The organism is Nocardioides sp., assembly GCF_036401255.1.
GTDB lineage: Bacteria > Actinomycetota > Actinomycetes > Propionibacteriales > Nocardioidaceae > Nocardioides.
The window spans coordinates 1-18,608 of sequence record NZ_DASWVI010000233.1 but is presented as its reverse complement, the minus strand read 5'-3'; the positions used below and the strand labels follow the sequence as shown (position 1 = coordinate 18,608).

The window sequence follows — 18,608 nt, the reverse complement described above, 5'->3', positions numbered from 1 at the left end:
GTCGGCGAGCACGCCCTGTGGGCCCTCGTCCACGTGGCGGCGGTGCGCGTGCTCGTCGTGGCCGCGGCCCGGCGCAGCGTCACGGCCCTGCTGGCGGCGTACCGCGGCGCCTCCTGCGCTCCACGGCCACGGCCCCGGGCCACCGGCTTCGCCCCCGTCCCCCGCCTGGACCGTCCCGCGGTCTCCCGGCGCGGCCCACCCGTCCTCCTCGCTTCCTGACACCCACGGACCCGCCCGTCGGGCCGGTCCGGCGCGCTCCCGCGCGCCCATCCCCTGAACGAGGAGTACCCATGTTGAACACTGCTGCGCGCCGCCCCTGGACGCGCACGCTGCTGCCGGCGGTCGCCCTGGTGGTCGCCCTGGCCGGCCTGGCCGGCTGCGGCGACGAGGCGGAGCCCGCCGCCGCCGCGGAGCCCGGCACCGTGACCATCGAGGACCCCTGGGTCCGCGCGACGGTCGGGTCCGAGGACCCCACCATGACCGGGGCGTTCCTGGTCGTCGACAACAACACCGACGAGGACGTCACGCTCGAGACCGCGTCCTCCCCCGTGGCGGGCATGGCCCAGCTGCACGAGATGGCGAAGGTCGACGGCGAGATGGTCATGCGCGAGACCGACGGCGGCATCGTGGTGCGGGCCGGAGGGGGCCAGCTGCTCCAGCCCGGCGGCTACCACGTGATGCTGATGAAGCTGAAGCAGGAGCTCGCACCCGGCGACGAGGTCGAGCTCACCCTCGGCTTCTCGGACGGGACCACGCTGGAGGTGACCGCGCCGGTGAAGGAGTTCACCGAGGAGGCCGGCCACTACCACTCGCCCGGGACCGCGGAGCACGGCCACTGATGTCCGGACCCGAGACGCCCGCTCCCGCCGAGCCCGGCAAGCCCGGCAAGCCCGGCAAGCACGGCATCGGACGGCGCGGATTCCTCGGGTACGTCGGGTCGGCGGTCGCGGGTGCGGCCGCCGGCACGGCGGGCGGTGCCGCCTGGGCCGGGGACGGGGATTCCGAGAGCCCTGCTCCGGTGGGGCTCGGGACCGAGGTGGCGCCGTACGGCGTGCACCAGCCCGGCGTCGCCACCCCGATGCCGGCGGTCGTCGAGGTGGTCGCGCTCGACCTGCTCCCCGACACCGACCGGGACGCACTCGGACGGCTGCTGCGGGTCTGGACCGGCGACGTGGAGGCGCTGACCACCGGCCGGGCGACGCCGGGCGACACCGAGCCGTGGCTGGCCGCGGCGCGGGCCGACCTGACGATCACCGTCGGGCTCGGCCCCGGTGCCCTGGCCGCGGCCGGACTCGACGCGCCGACCGGGTTCGAGGCGGTGCCGCCGATGCGCCACGACCGGCTCCAGCCGCGGTGGTCGGGCGGTGACCTGGTGCTGGTGGTCGCCGCCCGCGAGGGCACCACGCTCGCGCACGCGGTCCGCCAGCTGGTCCGCGACGCGGTGCCGTTCGCGCGGCAGCGGTGGCGCCAGAGCGGGTTCTGGAACGGCACCGACGCCGACGGGCGCCCGATGACCGGACGCAACCTGTTCGGCCAGGTCGACGGCACCGCCAGCCCGCGGCCGGGCAGCGCCACGTTCGACGAGACCGTGTGGATCCGGGAGCCACCGTGGACCGGCGCGACCACGCTCGTCGTACGCCGGATCAGCATGGACCTCGACACCTGGGCCGAGCTCACCCGCGACCGGCAGGAGGCGGCGTTGGGCCGCACCCTCGACACCGGGGAACGGCTCAGCGACCCCGGGCCGCGGGCCCACGCCCGGCTGGCGCACCCGATGGAGAACGCCGGCGCCCGGATCGTCCGCAAGGGCGCGAACTACGCGACCGAGGACGACAGCGGGTTGCTGTTCATGAGCTTCCAGGCCTCCGTCGCCGGCCAGTTCGTGCCGATCCAGCGCTCGCTGGACCGGGCGGACTCGCTCAACACCTGGACGACCGCGATCGGATCGGCGGAGTTCGTGGTGCTGCCGGGGTTCGAGCGCGGCGACTGGCTGGGCTCGGGGGTGCTGGGGTCCGGTACGCCGGGCTGAGCGGCCCCGACGACGCCGGCCCGCCCGAGGACCTCGGGCGGGCCGGCGGGTCGGGCCGATCGGTCACCAGCCGCCGTGGCGGTGGAGCCGGATCCGGTCGTGGTCACGGTCCTGGTCGCGGTCCTGGGCGTGGATCCGGTCGCGGTCGCGGTCCTGGGCGTGCACGCGGTCACGGTCCCGGTCGCGGTCACCCACGCCGGTGCCGTCGCACTCACCGTCGTGGAGCCGGTCGCGGTCGCGGACCTGGTCGCCGGCACCCTGGCCGGCCCCCTGGCCGACTCCCTGGCCGACACTGCCGGACGTCGGGCCACCGCCGGGGCCACCGGCCAGCGCCGGCGCCTGGACGCCGAGCACCGCCGCCGTGGCCAGGCTGAGCACGACCAGCGAACCCTTGCGCACTGCGTTGTTCATCGTCTCGCCCCCTCGGGCAGGTCATGACCGGCTGGTCCGACCCCGGTGGCCGGATCCGGCCGATCGTTGCTACGGGAACGACGCTGCACCCGGCGGGTGAGACCGTGGTGAGGCTCGGATGAGAGTGCTCTCACCGGCTCCAGGCGCGCAGCCTCCGGGCGGGGGCCTCGGCACTCGGTGACTGGGTCTGCGCCCACACCCGGCGCCACTGCGCGACCTTCGGCCCGGTCGGGTCGGGGGTCGCTCCCGAAGCCGCCCGGCGCCGGGCCTCCCACCAGGTGGAGGAGTCCTCGTCGAGCAGCGCGGCCACGGCGTCCTTGACCCGCGCGCTGAAGTCACGCACGGACTCCTCGGCCCCGGCCACCACCGGCTCACCGAAGCGGATCGTGAGCTGTCGTCGCCCCGGGGAGGGCCACCCCTGCCCGCGCGGCATCGCCGCGAACGTGCCGCGGTGGGCGACCGGCACGACCGGGACGCCGTACTCCTTGGCGAGGAACGCCGCGCCCATCCGGAACCGGCCGACCCAGCCGTCGGTCGACCGGGTGCCCTCGGGATAGATCACCAGGCTCCAGCCGTCGGCGAGCACCTCCCCCGGCGTGGCCGCCATCGAGCCACCGCGCCGGTCGATCGGGAAGGTGTTGAACAGCAGGGACGATCCGACCGCGCGCCACCAGGTGTCGAAGAAGTAGTCGGCCGCGGCCGCCACCGCCGTACGCCGGCGCCACTCGTCGGGCAGGGACAGCAGGATCAGCGGGGTGTCGAGGTGCGAGGCGTGGTTGGCCACGAAGATCACCGGTCCCTCGGTGCGCTCGAGGACGTCGAGGCCCTCGACCCGGGTGCGCACCTGGGAGCGGAACAGCGGCTCGAGCCCGGCCTTCTGGGCGATCTCGCGGGCCGCCATCGCCGGGCGCCGGCGCGACCAGTCGGTGTGGAACACCGTCGACCGGGCCGCCGGCACCCATTCCTCCGCCGAGCGCGGCACCTGCGGGCGGCGTCCCCAGCGCCAGCCGCGGGCGACCAGCCGGACGTCGTCGGCGGTCTCCTTGAGGAAGCTCATCGCACCGTCACCGCACGTCCGCGAGCAGGTGCGGCGGGTTGTGCAGGTAGGTGATCGACGGGCTGGTGCCGACCGTCCCCGACGCCATCTCGAGGGCGTCGGCGAGCGTGCTCGCCGCGCGGAAGCCGAGCCGGGAGGCGACCCGCCGGTCGGCGCCGACCCAGATCACCTCGTCGACGTGGTCCATCGCGTGCGCCGCCCAGTACCACATGTAGAACGGGTGCACGCCGTGGTAGGCGTGCGAGGTGCGGTAGAGGTGGATGTACCAGGGGTCCTGGGCGAACTGCTGCTCGTACTTCTCCCCCACCACCGCGGGATCGGTCGACTCGGCGAGCACCTCCTCGTAGAAGTCGACGTACGACGGGTGGTGCAGCTGGTTGAACCCCTCGTCGAGCGGGTGGTACAGGATCACCGCTCCGCCCTTCCGGACGACCGGCTGGCCGCGGTAGGAGTTGAAGTAGTAGCCCAGCCCCATGCAGGTCGCGAGGATCGGGTTCATCGACGAGTTGACGTTGTAGGGGCCGAGGTAGGGCACGCCCATCACGAGCACGTCGGACTGGCCCTGCACCTCCACCAGGTGCTGCTGGTGCACCTTCTGGAGCGTCCGCTCGTGCACGGCCTCGACCTCCCCGGCGTTGACGCCGGTCAGGCCGTAGACCGAGCGCAGGTCGTGGAACATCTTGTGCCGCATCTTCTGCGGCGCGACCGCGAGCCCGCGGCGCACCCCGAGCATCGTCGCCTGGTCCTTGACCGACCATTCCCACTCGCGCTTCTGGAGGAAGTCGAACGGCCTCGGGAACACGTCGTTGTTCAGCGTGGTCTCGATCTGGAAGACCCGGACGTGCTCCTTGATCAGGCGCCCGATCCGCCACGCGGAGTGGTGCATCTCGGAGTGCTTGTGGTCCATGAACGAGCGCGAGTGGACCATGGTCTTGGCGTTGTGGTGGTGGCGCAGCGAGCGGTACGACGCCAGGCCGATGCCCACCGACTTGTGGCCGCCGTCCATCGCGACCAGGTTGACGTTGACGTAGACGAGCAGGTCGGACTCGGCCGCTCGCTTGCTGATCTCGACGTCCTCGCCCTTGTCGGTGGTGCCGAGGTGGGCGAGACCGTCGCGGTCCTCGGCGTCGAAGTTGTAGAGGTCACCCTGGGGGTAGAAGGACCGGAAGACCCGCTCCCCGACGATGTGCTTCAGCTCGGCGGCGGTCATCCGGCGGTGCAGTGCGTTGGCGGCGATCAGCTGCACGTCGTCGACGCCGGCCTCGGCGGCCATCGTCAGCACCTGCTCGATGATCCGGCCGCGGATGTCCGGGGCCCCCATCGTCGGCAGCGGCAGCGAGAGGTCGTCGAAGGCGATCGTCAACCGCATCCCGGGTCGCAGCAGCGCCGGCAGCGGCTCGCTGTCGTGCGGGTGCAGCAGCGCCTCGCGGATCGCGTCCTCGACGTCCGGCACGGCCGGGATCGACTCGGGCGGGTAGACCACGCGGGTGCCGAGCGGGAAGCCGTCCTCGAGCCGGAACCCCAGCCCCTCATGCACCACGAGCGGCGGGGTACGGTCGTCGACCTCGAGGACGAAACCGGGACGGCTCATGAGCTGCTCCTAGGGTCAAAGGCCACCTTGACCGTGCCGAGCCGGCCGGCCGAGTGGGCGTGGTCGAGTGCCTCCCGCCAGCGGTGTAGCGGGTAGTTGGCGACGGACTTGGCGAGCTGCTGGACCGCGTCGCCGGCCACCAGCTCGGTGGCCCGCGCGAACGCGTCGTCGGCGCGCGCCGAGGCGTAGGTGCCGACGACCTCCAGCTCGCGGAACCAGGCGGCGGAGAGGTCGGCGCCCGCGGGCATACCGGAGAGCACGACCCGGCCGCCGGCCCGCGTCGCCTGGAGCGCCGACTCGAGCGAGGGCCGGCTGCCGACCGCGTCGACGGCGACGTCGACGCCCCCGAGGAGGTACGGCGAGGAGAACTCCGGCTCGAGCTGGAAGGCGCCCGTCGAGCGGCGTACTCGTCGCAGCACCTCGCCCGGAGCGACGACCTCGGTCGCCCCGAGCTCGCGGGCCAGCTCGCGCTGGTGGGGGTGCTTGGCGACCACGATGATCTCGCCGGCCTCGGTGAGCTCGCGCAACGCGAGGGTGGCGAACAGCCCGACGGACCCGGCGCCGCTGACGAGCACCCGGTCGCCGGCCCGGACCCCGGCCCGCAGCGCGGTGTGGACGGCGCAGGCCACGGGCTCGATCAGGATCGCCTGCTCGTCGGAGAACCCGTCCGGCACGGGGTGGAGCTGGCTGCGGTGGGCGACCAGCTGCTCGCCCCACCCGCCGCCGGTGTCGTGACAGAACCCGGTCTGCAGACCCGGCGAGAGGTGGCCGACCGTGATCCGGGCGCAGCGGTTCGTCGCCCCCTGGGCGCAGGCCTCGCACGGCTCGACCCCCCGGGCGGCGCACGCCAGCACCGGGTCGATGACGACGCGGGTGCCGGCCGGCAGGTCCTCGCAGTCGTCGAGCAGCTCGGCGACGACCTCGTGCCCGGGCACGAACGGCAGCGACACGACCGCGGAGAAGTACAGGCTGGTGCGCCCCGAGAGGGCGCCCAGGTCGGAGCCGCAGATGCCGGAGAGCCGGGTGCGCAGCCGCGCCCAGCCGGGTCGCGCGACCCGGGGCTCCTCGACCGTCACCAGGCGCAGCGGTGCCGCGAAACCCGACAGTACGCCGGGCATCCGGCCGCCGATCGCCTTGCCGGCCATGGTCCGCGACACCGACCGGAACATCTCGAGCGCGAGCATCATCAGGTCAGTCCTCCCGCGGGGTTGAGGGTGCGGGTGCTGGAGGTGGAGCTGGCCCAGTCGACGATCGTCCACCGGTTCGTGCGCGCGTGGCGGTACAGCGGCACGTCGGGGCGTACGGCGACCGGGCGGCCGACCGCCTCGAGGAGCGGCAGGTCGGAGTGGGAGTCCGCGTAGCCGTACGACGAGCCCAGGTCAAGCCCGTGGCGCGCGGCGTACTGCCGCATCCACGCGGCACGCGACTCCCCCACCAACGGGGACGAGGCGAGGTAGCCGGTGCACACCCCCCGGTCGTCCACGGCCAGCTCGGCGGCCTCGATGTGGTCGAACAGCGGCTCGAGCGGGCGGGTCAGCGGCCGGATCGCGCCGGTGATCAGCACGGTGTGGTGGCCGGCCGCGCGGTGCTCGCGGATCCGGCGTACGGCGTCCGGGGAGAGCCGCGCCAGCACGTGGTCGGTCAGGTGCGCGTCGGCGACCGCCTCGAGCTCGGCCAGGCTCGCCCCGGCGTACTCGCGATAGACCGAGCGCAGGAACGCGCTGCGCTCGCGCCGCTCCGCGCGCACCAGGCCCGGCAGCCGGGCCGCGACCCGGCCGAGCTCGGTGAGCCGCTCGGAGCCGGACTGCTCGCGCAGCCGCAGCCACAGGTAGGTCTCGATGACGTTCGAGGACAGCAGCGTGCCGTCCATGTCGAAGAACGCGGCGACGCCTTCGCCTGCCGGCGGTTGAGGTGCGAGCGCTGCGAGCCTCGAAATCCCGGCACCCGAGCTCCGCCGCTTGCGTCTCGCCTCGTCCATCCGGCGCACGGGCGCGGTGACCGCCGGGCAGTGCACCTCGCGCAGGTAGTGCTCCCAGTCGACCACCGCGGTGTCGAACGCGAACCGTCGGCGGTCCTCGGCCGAGAGCGACTCGTGGAGCGCCAGCGTGTGGGCGTCAGAGAACCGCAGCTCGGCCTGGGCGTACTCGTGGTAGAGGTCGAGGTAGCGGCGCAGGAACTCCAGGCGCCGGCCCTGCTGGTCGAGCTTGCGGGCCAGGTCGCGCGCGCGGTCGCTGCGCGGCGTGCGGCCGACCAGGTAGTCGGCGACCTTGTGGGCGCGCTCGCTGGTGCTCAGCAGCCGCTCGACCGACTGGGCGCCGGGGAAGCGCCAGTCGGGGAGCCGCGCGGCGCCCCGGTCGCCCGCGATGAACGGGTGCTCGTCGAAGTAGGCGCGCACGTTGTCGTAGAGCCGGCGGAACGTCAGCGGGTTGCGGTCTCCGGAGGAGACGTGGAAGTACGCCGGGGCCCCGGCCTCCGGCGGGTGGGCGAGCACGGCGACGATCGCGGCGACCACGTGGTCGACCGGCACGATGTCGACGATCGTGTCCGCGGCCGCGGGGAACTCGGGGAGCTCGCCGCGGCCGTAGGCGAGGATCAGCGGCTCGGCCATCTTGAAGCCCTCGATCCAGCCCGGGTGGGGCGTGACGAGCGCGGACTCGATGATGCTCGGCCGGACGATCGACACCCGGGCCGTGGCGGCATGGGCCTCGACGACCCGCTCGCCGAGCGCCTTGGTGAACGTGTAGCAGTCGGTCCAGCCGAGGCTGCGGGCCCGCTCGGTGCCGACCCGCACGAGCTCGCGCTTGACCCAGTCCTTGCGGGCGGCCTCGGTCGCGCCGGCGGCGGTGAGCAGCCCGGCCCGGCTGTGCGCCTTCTCGGCCTTGCGGCGCTCGCGCTCGAGCACGAACGCGCTGCGGCTCTGGTGCTCGATCTGGCGGCGCTGGGCCAGCCCCCAGGCGAGCTCGGCCTCGAGGTCGACGTCGTGGTCGACCGGGCCCTCGGGGATCGAACCGCGCCGGCGGCCCGCGACGTACGCCGTCGAGATGTGCACGTAGTGGAGGTCGAGGCCGGTCTCGCGGATCCGCCCGATCAGGTCGCGGGTGCCGAGCACGTTGGTGCGGAAGCCCTCGTCGACCGGCGGATCGAACGAGACGTCGCCCGCGCAGTGCACGACGGCGTCGAGGTCACCGGGCAGGGGCGGTAAGTCGGCGAGGTCGCCCTCGAGCACGGCCACCCGCTCGGCCATCAGCGCCTCGACGCCACCGGCGGCCTCGACCACGGCGGCGAAGATCGGCTTGCCCAGCAGCGCCGCGGTCCGGCTGGCCCCGCTCGTCGAGCCCTTCGGCCGGACCAGCAGGCTGACCCGCACCCCGGGCACCTCCGCGAGCAGCAGGTGCAGCAGGGCCTCACCGACGAATCCGGTCACGCCCGTCAGCAGGACGTGTCGTCCCGAGAGTCGATCGGCCACCGATGCCAACGTCACCCGAGGGATTGTGCCATCGCCCACATGTCGCGTGCGTCACAGGTGTCGGTCACAGGTGTTTGGTCACAGGTGTTTGGTCACAGATGCTTGGTCGCCTCGCGCCGGGACAGTCCGGAGAGCCGGTCGCCGAGCCGGTCGACCTCGGCGCGGACCCACTCGGGGTCGGTGCGCGCGTAGTCGCGCAGCGCCCACCCGACGGCCTTGCGCAGCCAGAACGCCCGGTCCGCCACGTTGGCCTCCACGGCATGGCGCAGCAGACCGACGTCGGTCTGCTCGCGGTGGCCGAGCTGGCAGATCACCGCGGTCCGGCGCAGCCACAGGTCCTCGTCGGTGGCCCACCGGCGCACGACGGGGGTGACCTGCGCCCGGTCCGCCCGCAGCGCAGCGCCGACGACGTGCACGGCGGTCTCGTCGACGAGGTCCCACCACGCCCCGGTCACCACCAGGTGTCCGGCCAGCGGCAGGACGCCGGCGTCGAGCCACGCGGAGGCCCGGCGGTGCCGGGCGATCGCGAGAGCGGCGTACCGCTCCTCGCGATGCTCGGCGTCGTCCCACAACGACCGAACCGTCGCCTCCCAGGAGGACCGGTCCACCGGCGGATGCTCGCGCAGCAGCGGTCGCAGCGCACCCCTGAGCTCGGGTGCCGACAGGCCCCGGTAGGGCATCGCCGACCTCATGTACCGCTGCTGGGCCGCGGCCCGGTCCGGGTCGGCGGCCGCCGCGAGCGCGGCACGGATCGCCCCGACCAGGTCGGTGTCGGGTCCCGTGGGCACGATCCGAGGTTAGGGCGTCACGGCCAGGAGCGGCGGGCCCCGGCGCGCACCAGCAGCTCGGCGACCTCGCGGGTCTGCCAGGACTTCGCGTCGGGCGATCCCCAGCCGCGCAGCGCACTCAGTGCCGCCTCGGCGAGCAGGTCGGTGTTCATCGTGACCGAGCGGATCTCCGCGACGGCCTGGTCGACCGGGATGTCGAGCTGGACGAGGCGCTGCGCGCAGCCGTGCAGCCGCCGGATCGTGACCCGCAGCGCGTCCGCGTCCGGCGCGAGCCGATCTTCGAGCGGCAGCACCACGGTCACGCACTCGACCTCCTCCCGTCCGGAGTCGCCGATGACGAGCTCGGAGAGGCGCCGCGAGTGCCGCGCACCCACGACCAGGAGGTCGGCCTGGCGCCGCGCCCGTTGGAGCCACTGGTCGATCGCCGCGTCCTCGACGACCAGGCGGACGTCGACCCCGGGCCACCGGGTCCGCATGTCGCGCACGAGGTCGCTGAGCAGCAGCCGCTCGAAGCCGAGCAGCGAGGGGCCGAGGCTGGCCTCCATCCGCGCGGTGGCGTCCATCAGGCCGATGTCGCGCGGGAACGGGTCGGCGGGCGGGTCGGGGAGGCAGTGCACGACGGTCAGCGGCAGCCCGCGGCGATCGGCCTGGCCCCAGGCGTAGGCGAGGATCGACTGCGACTCCGGCGAGCCGTCGACGAGCACGACCACGCCGACGCCGGGGCTGCGTCGCAGCCGCGGGACGACGACCGGGCAGCCGGCCCGGGCGCGGACGAAGCCGAGGGCCGAGGACAGCGGGGAGCCCTCTTCGGCCGGCATCGTGCGGGAGCCGACCACGAGCATCGCGGCGTCGGCGGAGAGGTCCAGCAGCGCCTGGTGCGGATCGGTCAGCCGCAGCACGTGGCGTACCTCGACCGCCGGGGCGACCCGGTCGACCTCGGCCTGCGCCGCGTCGAGGACCTCACGTCCGGTGGCGGTGGTCGCGTCGATGACGTCGCGGAAGTCCATGGTCTGGAAGTCGACCCACGACGAGAGCGCCGCGCCCACCCCGTGGACGAGCGTCAGGGGCGTCTCCTCGTGCACCGCCTCCTGGATCGCCCAGGCGAGCGCCTCGGCGGCGGCCGGGGTCTGGTCCACGCCGACGACGATGGTCCCACCCGGGACCGTCTCGTTCGTGATGGCAGCCACCTCCCTGTGCGCGCCGATGTCAGTCCTGACGCCGTTCTCTTCGGCGGCGCGGGCGGAGTCCTTAAGGGTCGTCTGGACGGGTGGGCCGGGCCACACCCCGGGAGGAGACGGACCGTGGGCAGACCGTGGGCAGACCGTGGGCGCAGAGGGGATCGAACCCCCGACCACCTCCTTGTAAGGGAGGTGCTCTACCGCTGAGCTATACGCCCGACACGCTCCCGGACGACGTCCGGAGCGGGGCACACACTACGCAACGCGGCGGCCCGAAATGAAGTTGAACCGCAGGCGTCTCGGGTCACCTGCGGTTCAACAAGGTCAACTGTAGAGGGGTCGTTCAAGCGGTGTCGTCCGAAACCTCGATTCGCGCCACAGTGGTCTAGACCGGCGTCACACGACGGCGGTCAGCTGCTTGAGGTGCTCGTCGAGGTCGCGCCCGTCCGGCATCGCGTGGTGGACCGCCCAGCGCACCAGGCCGTCGCGGTCGACGACGTACGACGAGCGCCGCGGGCACCCCTTCGCCTCGTCGAACACGTCGTAGGCGCGGGCCACCTCGCCGTGCGGCCAGAAGTCCGAGAGCAGCGGGAAGTTCAGCCCGTCCTGGTCGGCGAAGGCGCGCAGGGAGTACATCGGGTCGCAGGAGATCGCGAGGACCTCGGTGTCGAAGGTCAAGAAGTCGGCCAGCCGGTCGCGGATGCCGGCCATCTCACCGGTGCAGACCCCGGAGAACGCGTAGGGGAAGAAGAAGATCGCCACGGCCTTGCGGCCTCGGAACTCCGACAGCGTGACGTCCTGGCCGAACTGGTCGCGCAGCGTGAAGTCCGGTGCCGCTCCGCCCAGCTCGAGTCCACCCATGGCGCCATCCTCGCACCCGGCACCGACGGTCCTTCACCCGGTGCGACTCACCCGGTGCGACTCACTCGGTGTCGAGCTCGCGCTTGAGGACCTTCCCGGTGGCGTTGCGCGGCAGCTCGTCGAGGAAGACGATGTCGCGCGGGACCTTGAACCGGGCGAGGTTCTCCTTCACCAGGTCCTTGAGCTCCTGCTCGGACACCTCGCGGTCGACGACGACGAACGCGCGCAGCCGCTTGCCGAAGTCGGGGTCCTCGACGCCGACCGCCGCCACCTCGACGACCGCGTCGTGGCGCATCAGGCAGTCCTCGACCTCCTTGGGGAAGACGTTCTCCCCGCCGGAGACGATCATCTCGTCGTCACGCCCCTCGACGTGCAGCCGGCCGTCCTCGTCGAAGCGCCCCACGTCGCCGGTCGACATCAGCCCGTCGACGACCTCCTTGTGCCCGCCGCCGGTGTAGCCCTCGAACAGCAGCCCGTTGCCGACGAAGATCCGTCCGGTCTCCCCCGGCGGCAGCTCGCGTCCGTCGGGGTCGAGGATCTTCACGATCGTGGCGTACGGCGGCTTGCCGGCCGCCGCCGGCGCCTCGCGCAGGTCGCGCGGGGTGGCGATCGACGCGTACGCCACCTCGGTGGAGCCGTAGATGTTGTAGAGGTTCTCGCCGAAGTGGTCCATCCAGTCGGTCGCGAGGTCGCCGGGGAGCGCGGACCCGGACGACGCGACGACCTGGACCCGCGAGAGGTCGTAGCGCCTCAGCGTCTCCTCGGGCAGCGCCATCATCCGCTGCAGCATCACCGGGATCACCACCAGCGAGTCGCACCGCTCGTCCTGGGTGGTCCGCAGGCAGGTCTCGGGGTCGAAGCGGCGGTGCAGCACGACGGTGGAGCCGAGCAGCATCGCCAGCGCCAGGTGCGCGAACCCCCAGGTGTGGAACAGCGGCGCGGCGATGTGGGTGCGCCAGCCGTAGCGCAGCGGCATCCGCGACAACAGCGAGACGGCCGCCTCGATCCCCGCCTCGCTGCGCGGAGCGCCCTTGGGGGTGCCGGTCGTGCCGGAGGTCAGGATCACGATCCGGCCGTGCCGGGCCGGCGGCTCCAGGTCGCCGGTGGGACGACCGGCGATCAGCGACTCCAGCGTCGGATCGCCGGACGTGGTGTCAGCGCCGGGCTCGGAGTCGGTCCAGGCGAGGACCGAGGTGCCGACGTGCGCCTTGGCGAGCAGCCGGGTGAACTCCTCGTCGTGCACGACCAGCACGGGCCGCTCGCGATCGATCACCTCGACCAGCTGCGGGCCGGCGAAGGCGGTGTTGAGGTAGAGGATGTCCGCCCCGAGCTTGGCGGTCGCAATCGTCGCGTCGACGAAGCCGCGGTGGTTGCGGCACATCACCGCCACGCTGTCGCCCTCGCCGACGCCCAGCTCGGCGAAGGCCCGGGCCAGCGCGTTGGACCGGCGCCGGAGGTCGTCGTACGTCAGCGACCCGAGTTCGTCGACCACCGCGGTGCGGTGCGGGTCGAGCAGCGCGGCCGCCGTGAAGCCGCCGGCGGGGCCGGTGCCCCACTGCCGCAGCACCTGGGCGACGCGGGCGAGCGCCAGCGGGTTGCGCGGCCGGATGACCCCCGCCTCCCCCAGGACCTTGAGGGTGGTGCCGGTCGCGGAGGCGCCGGCGCGGGTCTTCTGGAGCACAGCGTGGAGCACGGAGCGTCACTTCCTGACGGTCGGACAACAGCTCGGAACGACCGGTGCAACGACCGGCGGACCCGATGGTCTCGCCGTCGGCCGGGTGATCGGGCTTACGCCGGGGTCTTCGGCGCGAGCAGCCGGGTCGCGGACCAGTCCTTGCTGACAGCCGCGGTCGTGGTCTGAGCCAGGCCCGCGATCGGCGCGGCCTCGGCGATGTCGGCGGGGTCAACGGCGTTGGGCCGGCCCACCTTGGGGGTGAGCAGCCAGATCGCGCCGCCGCCCACGAGATCGGTGAGCGCGTCGACGAGGCCGTCGACGAGATCGCCGTCCTCGTCGCGCCACCACAGGAGCACCGCGTCCACGACGTTGCCGTAGTCACCGTCGACCAGGTCGGCGTCGATGCGGTCCTCGATCGCGACGCGCAGCTCGTCGTCGGCGTCGTTGTCCCAACCGAGCTCCTGGACGACCATGCCGGGCTTCAGTCCCAGGCGGTCGGCCGGGCCAGTCGCAGGTCCGTCTGTCTGGGTGGACCCGCCACCCGGGGTCGAGCTCAAGTGCTGCCTCCATGTCTCGCGTCGGACTGACTGTCGGACGAACTGGGGAGTAGTCCACCGTGGAATGCGGGCGGGACGCAACCCATGTTCCCCAAGCATGCGCTGCCAGGTGACCGGAACGTGGCACTACCGAAGGGTAAATTCGTCGCCTCCCACGGCCGTGCGACCATGGACCCGTGACCGAAGACCTCACCTTCACTTCTGGCACGGACAACTTGCGGAGCGGCGCCATCCCGACCGTCATCCACGAAGGCTTGCCCACCCAGCTGCCCGACATCGATCCCGACGAGACCAACGACTGGATCGACTCCTTCGACTCGCTCGTCGACGAGCGCGGCCGCGAACGCGCGCGCTACGTCATGCTGCGCCTGCTCGAGCGCGCCCGCGAGATGCAGGTCGGCGTCCCCGCCCTGCGGAGCACCGACTACATCAACACGATCCCGCCGGAGCGCGAGCCGTGGTTCCCCGGCGACGAGGAGACCGAGCGCCGGATCCGCGCCTTCATCCGCTGGAACGCCGCCGTCATGGTCTCCAGCGCCAACCGCAAGGGCCTCGAGGTCGGCGGCCACATCGCGACCTACCAGTCCTCCGCGAGCCTCTACGAGGTCGGCTTCAACCACTTCTTCCGCGGCAAGGACCACCCCGGTGGCGGCGACCAGGTCTACATCCAGGGCCACGCCTCCCCCGGCATCTACGCGCGGGCGTTCCTCGAGGGCCGGCTGACCGAGGACCAGCTCTACCGGTTCCGCCAGGAGGTCCAGCACGGGCCGCACGCCGGCCTGTCGTCGTACCCCCACCCCCGCCTGATGCCGGAGTTCTGGGAGTTCCCGACCGTCTCGATGGGCCTGACCTCGCTGAACTCCATCTACCAGGCCCGGTTCAACCGCTACCTCCAGAACCGCGGCATCAAGGACACCTCCCAGCAGCGGGTGTGGGCGTTCCTCGGCGACGGCGAGATGGGCGAGCCCGAGTCGCTCGGCGCGATCCGGGTCGCCGCCCGCGAGGAGCTCGACAACCTCGTGTGGGTCGTCAACTGCAACCTCCAGCAGCTCGACGGGCCGGTCACCGGCAACGGCAAGATCATCCAGGAGCTCGAGGCCAACTTCCGCGGCGCCGGCTGGAACGTCATCAAGGTCGTGTGGGGCCGCGAGTGGGACCAGCTCCTGGCCCGCGACGTCGACGGCGTCCTGGTCAACCGGATGAACACCACCCCGGACGGCGCGTTCCAGACCTACTCCGTCGAGTCCGGCGACTACATCCGCGAGAGCTTCTTCGGCGCGGACCCGCGGCTGCGCAAGATGGTCGAGCACATGAGCGACGAGCAGATCCGCAAGCTGCCCCGCGGCGGCCACGACTACCGCAAGGTCTACGCGGCGTTCGACGCGGCCACCAAGCACGTCGGGCAGCCGACGGTGATCTTGGCCAAGACCATCAAGGGCTGGACGATCGACGCCCTGGAGGGCAAGAACGCCACCCACCAGATGAAGAAGCTGACCCAGGACGACCTCAAGAAGTTCCGGGACCGCCTCTACCTGCCGATCTCCGACCGCGACCTCGAGCGCGCCTACGAGGAGACCGGCGCCGCGCCGTTCTTCCACCCCGGCGCGAACGCGCCCGAGATCGAGTACATGCTCGAGCGGCGCCACCAGCTCGGCGGCTCGATCCCCAAGCGCGTGGTGCGCGCCAAGCCGCTGCAGCTGCCCGGCGATGCCATGTACGCCGACCTCAAGCAGGGCTCCGGCAAGCACGCGATCGCCTCGACGATGGCCGTGGTGCGGTTGCTCAAGGACTGGATGAAGGACCCGGAGATCGGCAAGCGCATCGTGCCGATCGCCCCGGACGAGTACCGCACGTTCGGCATGGACTCGATGTTCCCGAGCGCGAAGGTCTACAACCCGGGCGGTCAGCAGTACGAGTCGGTCGACCGGAAACTGTTGCTCTCCTACAAGGAATCCGCCCAGGGCCAGCTGCTCCACGAGGGCATCTCGGAGGCCGGTGGCGTGGCGTCGGCGACCGCCGCGGGGTCGGCGTACTCCACCCACGGCGAGCACATGATCCCGTTCTTCATCTTCTACTCGATGTTCGGGTTCCAGCGCACCGGAGACTCCATCTGGGCGATGTCGGACCAGCTGGCCCGCGGGTTCCTCATCGGCGCGACGGCCGGCCGGACCACGCTCACCGGCGAGGGCCTCCAGCACGCCGACGGCCACTCGCCGCTGCTCGCGGCGACCAACCCCGCCGTCGTGCACTACGACCCGGCCTTCGCCTACGAGATCAGCCACGTGATGCGGTCCGGCCTCGAGCGGATGTACGGGCCCGACGCCGAGGACGTGATCTTCTACATCACGGTCTACAACGAGCCCGTCCAGCAGCCGGCCGAGCCGGAGAACGTCGACGTCGACGGGATCCTGCGGGGCATCCACCACGTCGAGGCCGGCGAGCCCGGCGGGCCGCGCGTCCAGCTGCTCGCCTCGGGCGTCGGCTTCCCGTGGATCAAGGAGGCCCAGCGCCTGCTGCGCGAGGAGTGGGGCGTCAGCGCCGACACCTGGTCGGTCACGTCGTGGAACGAGCTCGCCCGCGACGGCGCCGCCGCCGAGGAGTGGAACCTCCTGCACCCGGGCGAGGCCCCGCGCACGCCGTACGTCTCCGAGAAGCTGCAGGCGGTCGAGGGGCCGGTCATCGCGGTCTCCGACTTCATGCGGGCGGTGCCGCTCCAGATCGCCCGCTGGGTGCCGCGCGACTACCGGGTGCTCGGCGCCGACGGCTACGGCTTCGCCGACACCCGTCCGGCGGCGCGCCGGTTCTTCCACATCGACGCCCAGTCGGTGGTCGTCCAGGCGCTCCAGGCGCTCGCCGACGCCGGCCAGATCGACCGCTCGAAGGTCGAGGAGGCGTTCGCGAAGTACCGCATCGACGACCCGACCGCCGTCGCCGGCGTCAAGCAGGAGGGCGGCGACGCCTAGTCCTCACCGGCGGTCGAGCTCGTCGAGACCCCGGGACTGACGCAGGGCGGTGACCGACACGGTCACCGCCCTGCGGCGTCTCACCGGGTCTCGACAGGCTCGACCAGCGATGGCTACGCCGTGTCGGACGACACCGAGCGCAGGCGCGGGGTGTTGCCCCCGGAGCGCAGCAGCGCACGGAAGCGCGCGCGGGAGTACGTCGCCGGCTCGGTGGTGCGGATGAAGTCCTGGACGATGCGCGCGAACCGGTGCGGGTGGTCCTTGTGCGGGAAGTGGCCGGCGTCCGGGATCACCTCGACGCGGGCGTTCGGCGCGAGCGCGGCGGCGTGGTTGGCGTGCCGGACCGGGATCACCCGGTCGTCGCGGCCCCACACGACCCACATCGGCATCGCCTCGGTGAGGTAGGCGCGGTCGGCCATCGTCACGATCTGCCCGCGCCAGTCGACGACCGCCCGCACCACGTGCCGGATCGCGTGGCGGGCCTGGGGGTCCTTGAAGGTGTCGTAGATGTCCGCGACCTCGTCGAGGTCGCGGGTCAGCTTCCACGGGCCGCGGGCGACCGTGCGCAGCCCGGCCATCCCGAGGTGGCGTACGCCGGGCAGGGTGAGCACCCCCATCACCTGGTGGAACCCGGGCGTGCTGATCGCGCGGATGCCGGGCGAGACCTCGGGACCGAGCCCGCCGGAGGCGACCAGCATCAGCCGCTCGGTCCGCTCGGGGAACTGGTAGGCGAACTGCATCGCCACCCCGCCGCCGAAGCTGTGGCCGATCACGGTGACCTTGTCGATGCCCAGCACCGTCAGCAGGTCGCGCATGCCGTTGGCGTAGCCCCCGAGCGTGTAGTCCGCCCGCGGCTTGTCCGACTGCCCGTGCCCGAGCAGGTCGGGGGCGATCACGGTGTAGCGCCGCGCGAGCGCGCCGATGACCGGCTCCCACGTGGTGTGGTCGCAGCCCAGCCCGTGCAGCAGCAGCACCGCGGGGCCGCTGCCCGTCTTGACGTAGGCGCGGCGGTGGCCGTGGATGGTCACGAACTCGACGTCGTACCCGCTGGTCGTCACGTCGCCTCCCCATGTGGACGTTGGCCGCGATTCAACCACGCATGCCGTGGCCCCGTGGGGCCGATCGCCCTGCGTTACCGGGGTTTTACCGGGTTTTACGTGCGCCCGCGGCGGCGACTAGCCTCGGACGGTGACCCCCGGGCAGGCCGCGGCGACCCACCGGCGCGCCGCCGACGCGCTCCAGCGGGCGACCGGCGCCCTCAGCACGGCCGCCATGTCGCGGATGGAGCAGGACCTGGCGTGGTTCCGCGACCTCAGCGCCCAGGAGCGGTCGTGGGTCGCGATGATCGTGCAGGCCGGCATCCGGGGCTTCGTCGACTGGTACCGGCAGGCCGGCGACAAGCCGGCGCCGGGCTCCACCGAGATGGTCGCCTCGGTGTTCGGCGCCGCGCCGCGGACGCTCGCCGGCGTGATCAACCTCCAGCAGACCGTCGGCCTGGTCCGGCTCTCGATCGAGGTCGTCGAGTCGAACGTCGACCAGCTGCTCGAACCGGCCGACGCCGCCGACGTCCGGGCGGCCGTGCTCCGCTACGCCCGCGAGGTCGCCTTCGCGACCGCGGAGGTCTACGCCCGGGCAGCGGAGATGCGAGGCGCCTGGGACGCCCGCCTCGAGGCCCTCGTGGTGGACGCGGTGCTGCGCTCGGAGCCCGACGAGACGCTGTTGTCGCGAGCGAGTGCCCTGGGCTGGGCGGCGCGCGGCGAGGTCACCGTGGTGCTGGGCAGCGTGCCCGACGCGCGCAGCGAGTCCGACACCTTCGACGAGGTACGCCGGGCGGCCCGGGCGGCCGGGATGGACGCCCTGTGCGCGGTGCAGGGCGACCGGCTCGTCGTGGTGCTCGGCGGCGTCGAGGACCCCCGGGCCTCGGCCGAGACCGTGAGCGACCTCTTCGGAGAGGGCCCCGTCGTCGTGGGCCCGGTCGCTGCCGACCTTGCCCAGGCGCACGCGTCGGCGCGGGCGGCGCTGTCCGCGCACC

At 72.8% G+C, this 18,608-nt stretch carries 16 protein-coding genes and 1 tRNA gene; 5 read left to right on the top strand and 12 right to left on the bottom strand.

The annotated features are described in order from the left end of the window. The 3 genes from VGD85_RS10820 to VGD85_RS10810 all read left to right on the top strand — a co-directional run. Positions 1 to 219: hypothetical protein (locus tag VGD85_RS10820; RefSeq protein WP_331063445.1), on the top strand; the 219-nt coding region annotated here is incomplete at its 5' end. 71 nt (positions 220 to 290) lie between these two features. Then, the gene (locus VGD85_RS10815; protein WP_331063444.1) at positions 291 to 839 is read left to right on the top strand and encodes a copper chaperone PCu(A)C; all 549 of its coding nucleotides are present in this window, start codon (positions 291 to 293) and stop codon (positions 837 to 839) included. Beyond that, positions 839 to 2,029, top strand: a complete 1,191-nt coding sequence (locus VGD85_RS10810; protein ID WP_331063443.1) for a Dyp-type peroxidase — start codon at positions 839 to 841, stop codon at positions 2,027 to 2,029. Before VGD85_RS10815 ends, VGD85_RS10810 begins: the two co-directional genes overlap by 1 nt. Before the next feature lie 63 nt (positions 2,030 to 2,092). Here VGD85_RS10810 and VGD85_RS10805 read toward each other — a convergent pair whose 3' ends face one another. The 11 genes from VGD85_RS10805 to VGD85_RS10755 all read right to left on the bottom strand — a co-directional run bounded on the left by VGD85_RS10805 (position 2,093) and on the right by VGD85_RS10755 (position 13,613). Continuing rightward, positions 2,093 to 2,440 (bottom strand): hypothetical protein, encoded by a 348-nt coding sequence (locus VGD85_RS10805; RefSeq protein ID WP_331063442.1) that lies wholly within the window; start codon positions 2,438 to 2,440, stop codon positions 2,093 to 2,095. Positions 2,441 to 2,570: 130 nt separating this feature from the next. Beyond that, positions 2,571 to 3,497, bottom strand: coding sequence for a lysophospholipid acyltransferase family protein (locus tag VGD85_RS10800; protein WP_331063441.1), 927 nt, complete (start codon positions 3,495 to 3,497; stop codon positions 2,571 to 2,573). A gap of 7 nt (positions 3,498 to 3,504) precedes the next feature. Further along, positions 3,505 to 5,088, bottom strand: coding sequence for a lactate racemase domain-containing protein (locus VGD85_RS10795; RefSeq protein WP_331063440.1), 1,584 nt, complete (start codon positions 5,086 to 5,088; stop codon positions 3,505 to 3,507). After that, positions 5,085 to 6,272: a zinc-dependent alcohol dehydrogenase gene (locus VGD85_RS10790; protein ID WP_414690797.1), complete on the bottom strand. Its 1,188-nt coding sequence runs from the start codon at positions 6,270 to 6,272 to the stop codon at positions 5,085 to 5,087. Before VGD85_RS10790 ends, VGD85_RS10795 begins: the two co-directional genes overlap by 4 nt. Positions 6,273 to 6,274: 2 nt before the next feature. Beyond that, entirely contained in the window at positions 6,275 to 8,569 is a 2,295-nt protein-coding gene (locus VGD85_RS10785; RefSeq protein WP_331063438.1) for an HAD-IB family hydrolase, read from the bottom strand. A 77-nt stretch (positions 8,570 to 8,646) separates the two neighbouring features. Beyond that, complete coding sequence (locus tag VGD85_RS10780) at positions 8,647 to 9,342, bottom strand: DNA alkylation repair protein (RefSeq protein ID WP_331063437.1); 696 nt, start codon at positions 9,340 to 9,342, stop codon at positions 8,647 to 8,649. 17 nt (positions 9,343 to 9,359) lie between these two features. Continuing rightward, positions 9,360 to 10,529 (bottom strand): universal stress protein, encoded by a 1,170-nt coding sequence (locus VGD85_RS10775; protein ID WP_331063436.1) that lies wholly within the window; start codon positions 10,527 to 10,529, stop codon positions 9,360 to 9,362. A 137-nt stretch (positions 10,530 to 10,666) separates the two neighbouring features. After that, positions 10,667 to 10,738 (bottom strand) — tRNA-Val (locus VGD85_RS10770). 178 nt (positions 10,739 to 10,916) lie between these two features. Then, positions 10,917 to 11,381 (bottom strand): peroxiredoxin, encoded by a 465-nt coding sequence (locus VGD85_RS10765; RefSeq protein ID WP_331063435.1) that lies wholly within the window; start codon positions 11,379 to 11,381, stop codon positions 10,917 to 10,919. A 61-nt stretch (positions 11,382 to 11,442) separates the two neighbouring features. Continuing rightward, on the bottom strand, positions 11,443 to 13,074 hold the full coding sequence (locus tag VGD85_RS10760; RefSeq protein WP_331063434.1) for an AMP-binding protein: 1,632 nt from the start codon (positions 13,072 to 13,074) through the stop codon (positions 11,443 to 11,445). 95 nt (positions 13,075 to 13,169) lie between these two features. Next, entirely contained in the window at positions 13,170 to 13,613 is a 444-nt protein-coding gene (locus tag VGD85_RS10755; RefSeq protein WP_331063433.1) for a DUF3052 domain-containing protein, read from the bottom strand. Between the two features lie 176 nt (positions 13,614 to 13,789). On the opposite strand from VGD85_RS10755, the gene aceE reads away from it, so the two are divergent. Next, entirely contained in the window at positions 13,790 to 16,576 is a 2,787-nt protein-coding gene (gene aceE, locus VGD85_RS10750; protein WP_414690796.1) for a pyruvate dehydrogenase (acetyl-transferring), homodimeric type, read from the top strand. 113 nt (positions 16,577 to 16,689) lie between these two features. Here the strand turns inward: aceE and VGD85_RS10745 are convergent, their stop codons facing one another. Continuing rightward, the gene (locus tag VGD85_RS10745; RefSeq protein WP_331063432.1) at positions 16,690 to 17,634 is read right to left on the bottom strand and encodes an alpha/beta fold hydrolase; all 945 of its coding nucleotides are present in this window, start codon (positions 17,632 to 17,634) and stop codon (positions 16,690 to 16,692) included. Between the two features lie 130 nt (positions 17,635 to 17,764). On the opposite strand from VGD85_RS10745, the gene VGD85_RS10740 reads away from it, so the two are divergent. After that, a partial coding sequence (locus VGD85_RS10740) for a PucR family transcriptional regulator (protein WP_331063431.1) occupies positions 17,765 to 18,608 on the top strand: 844 nt, incomplete at its 3' end.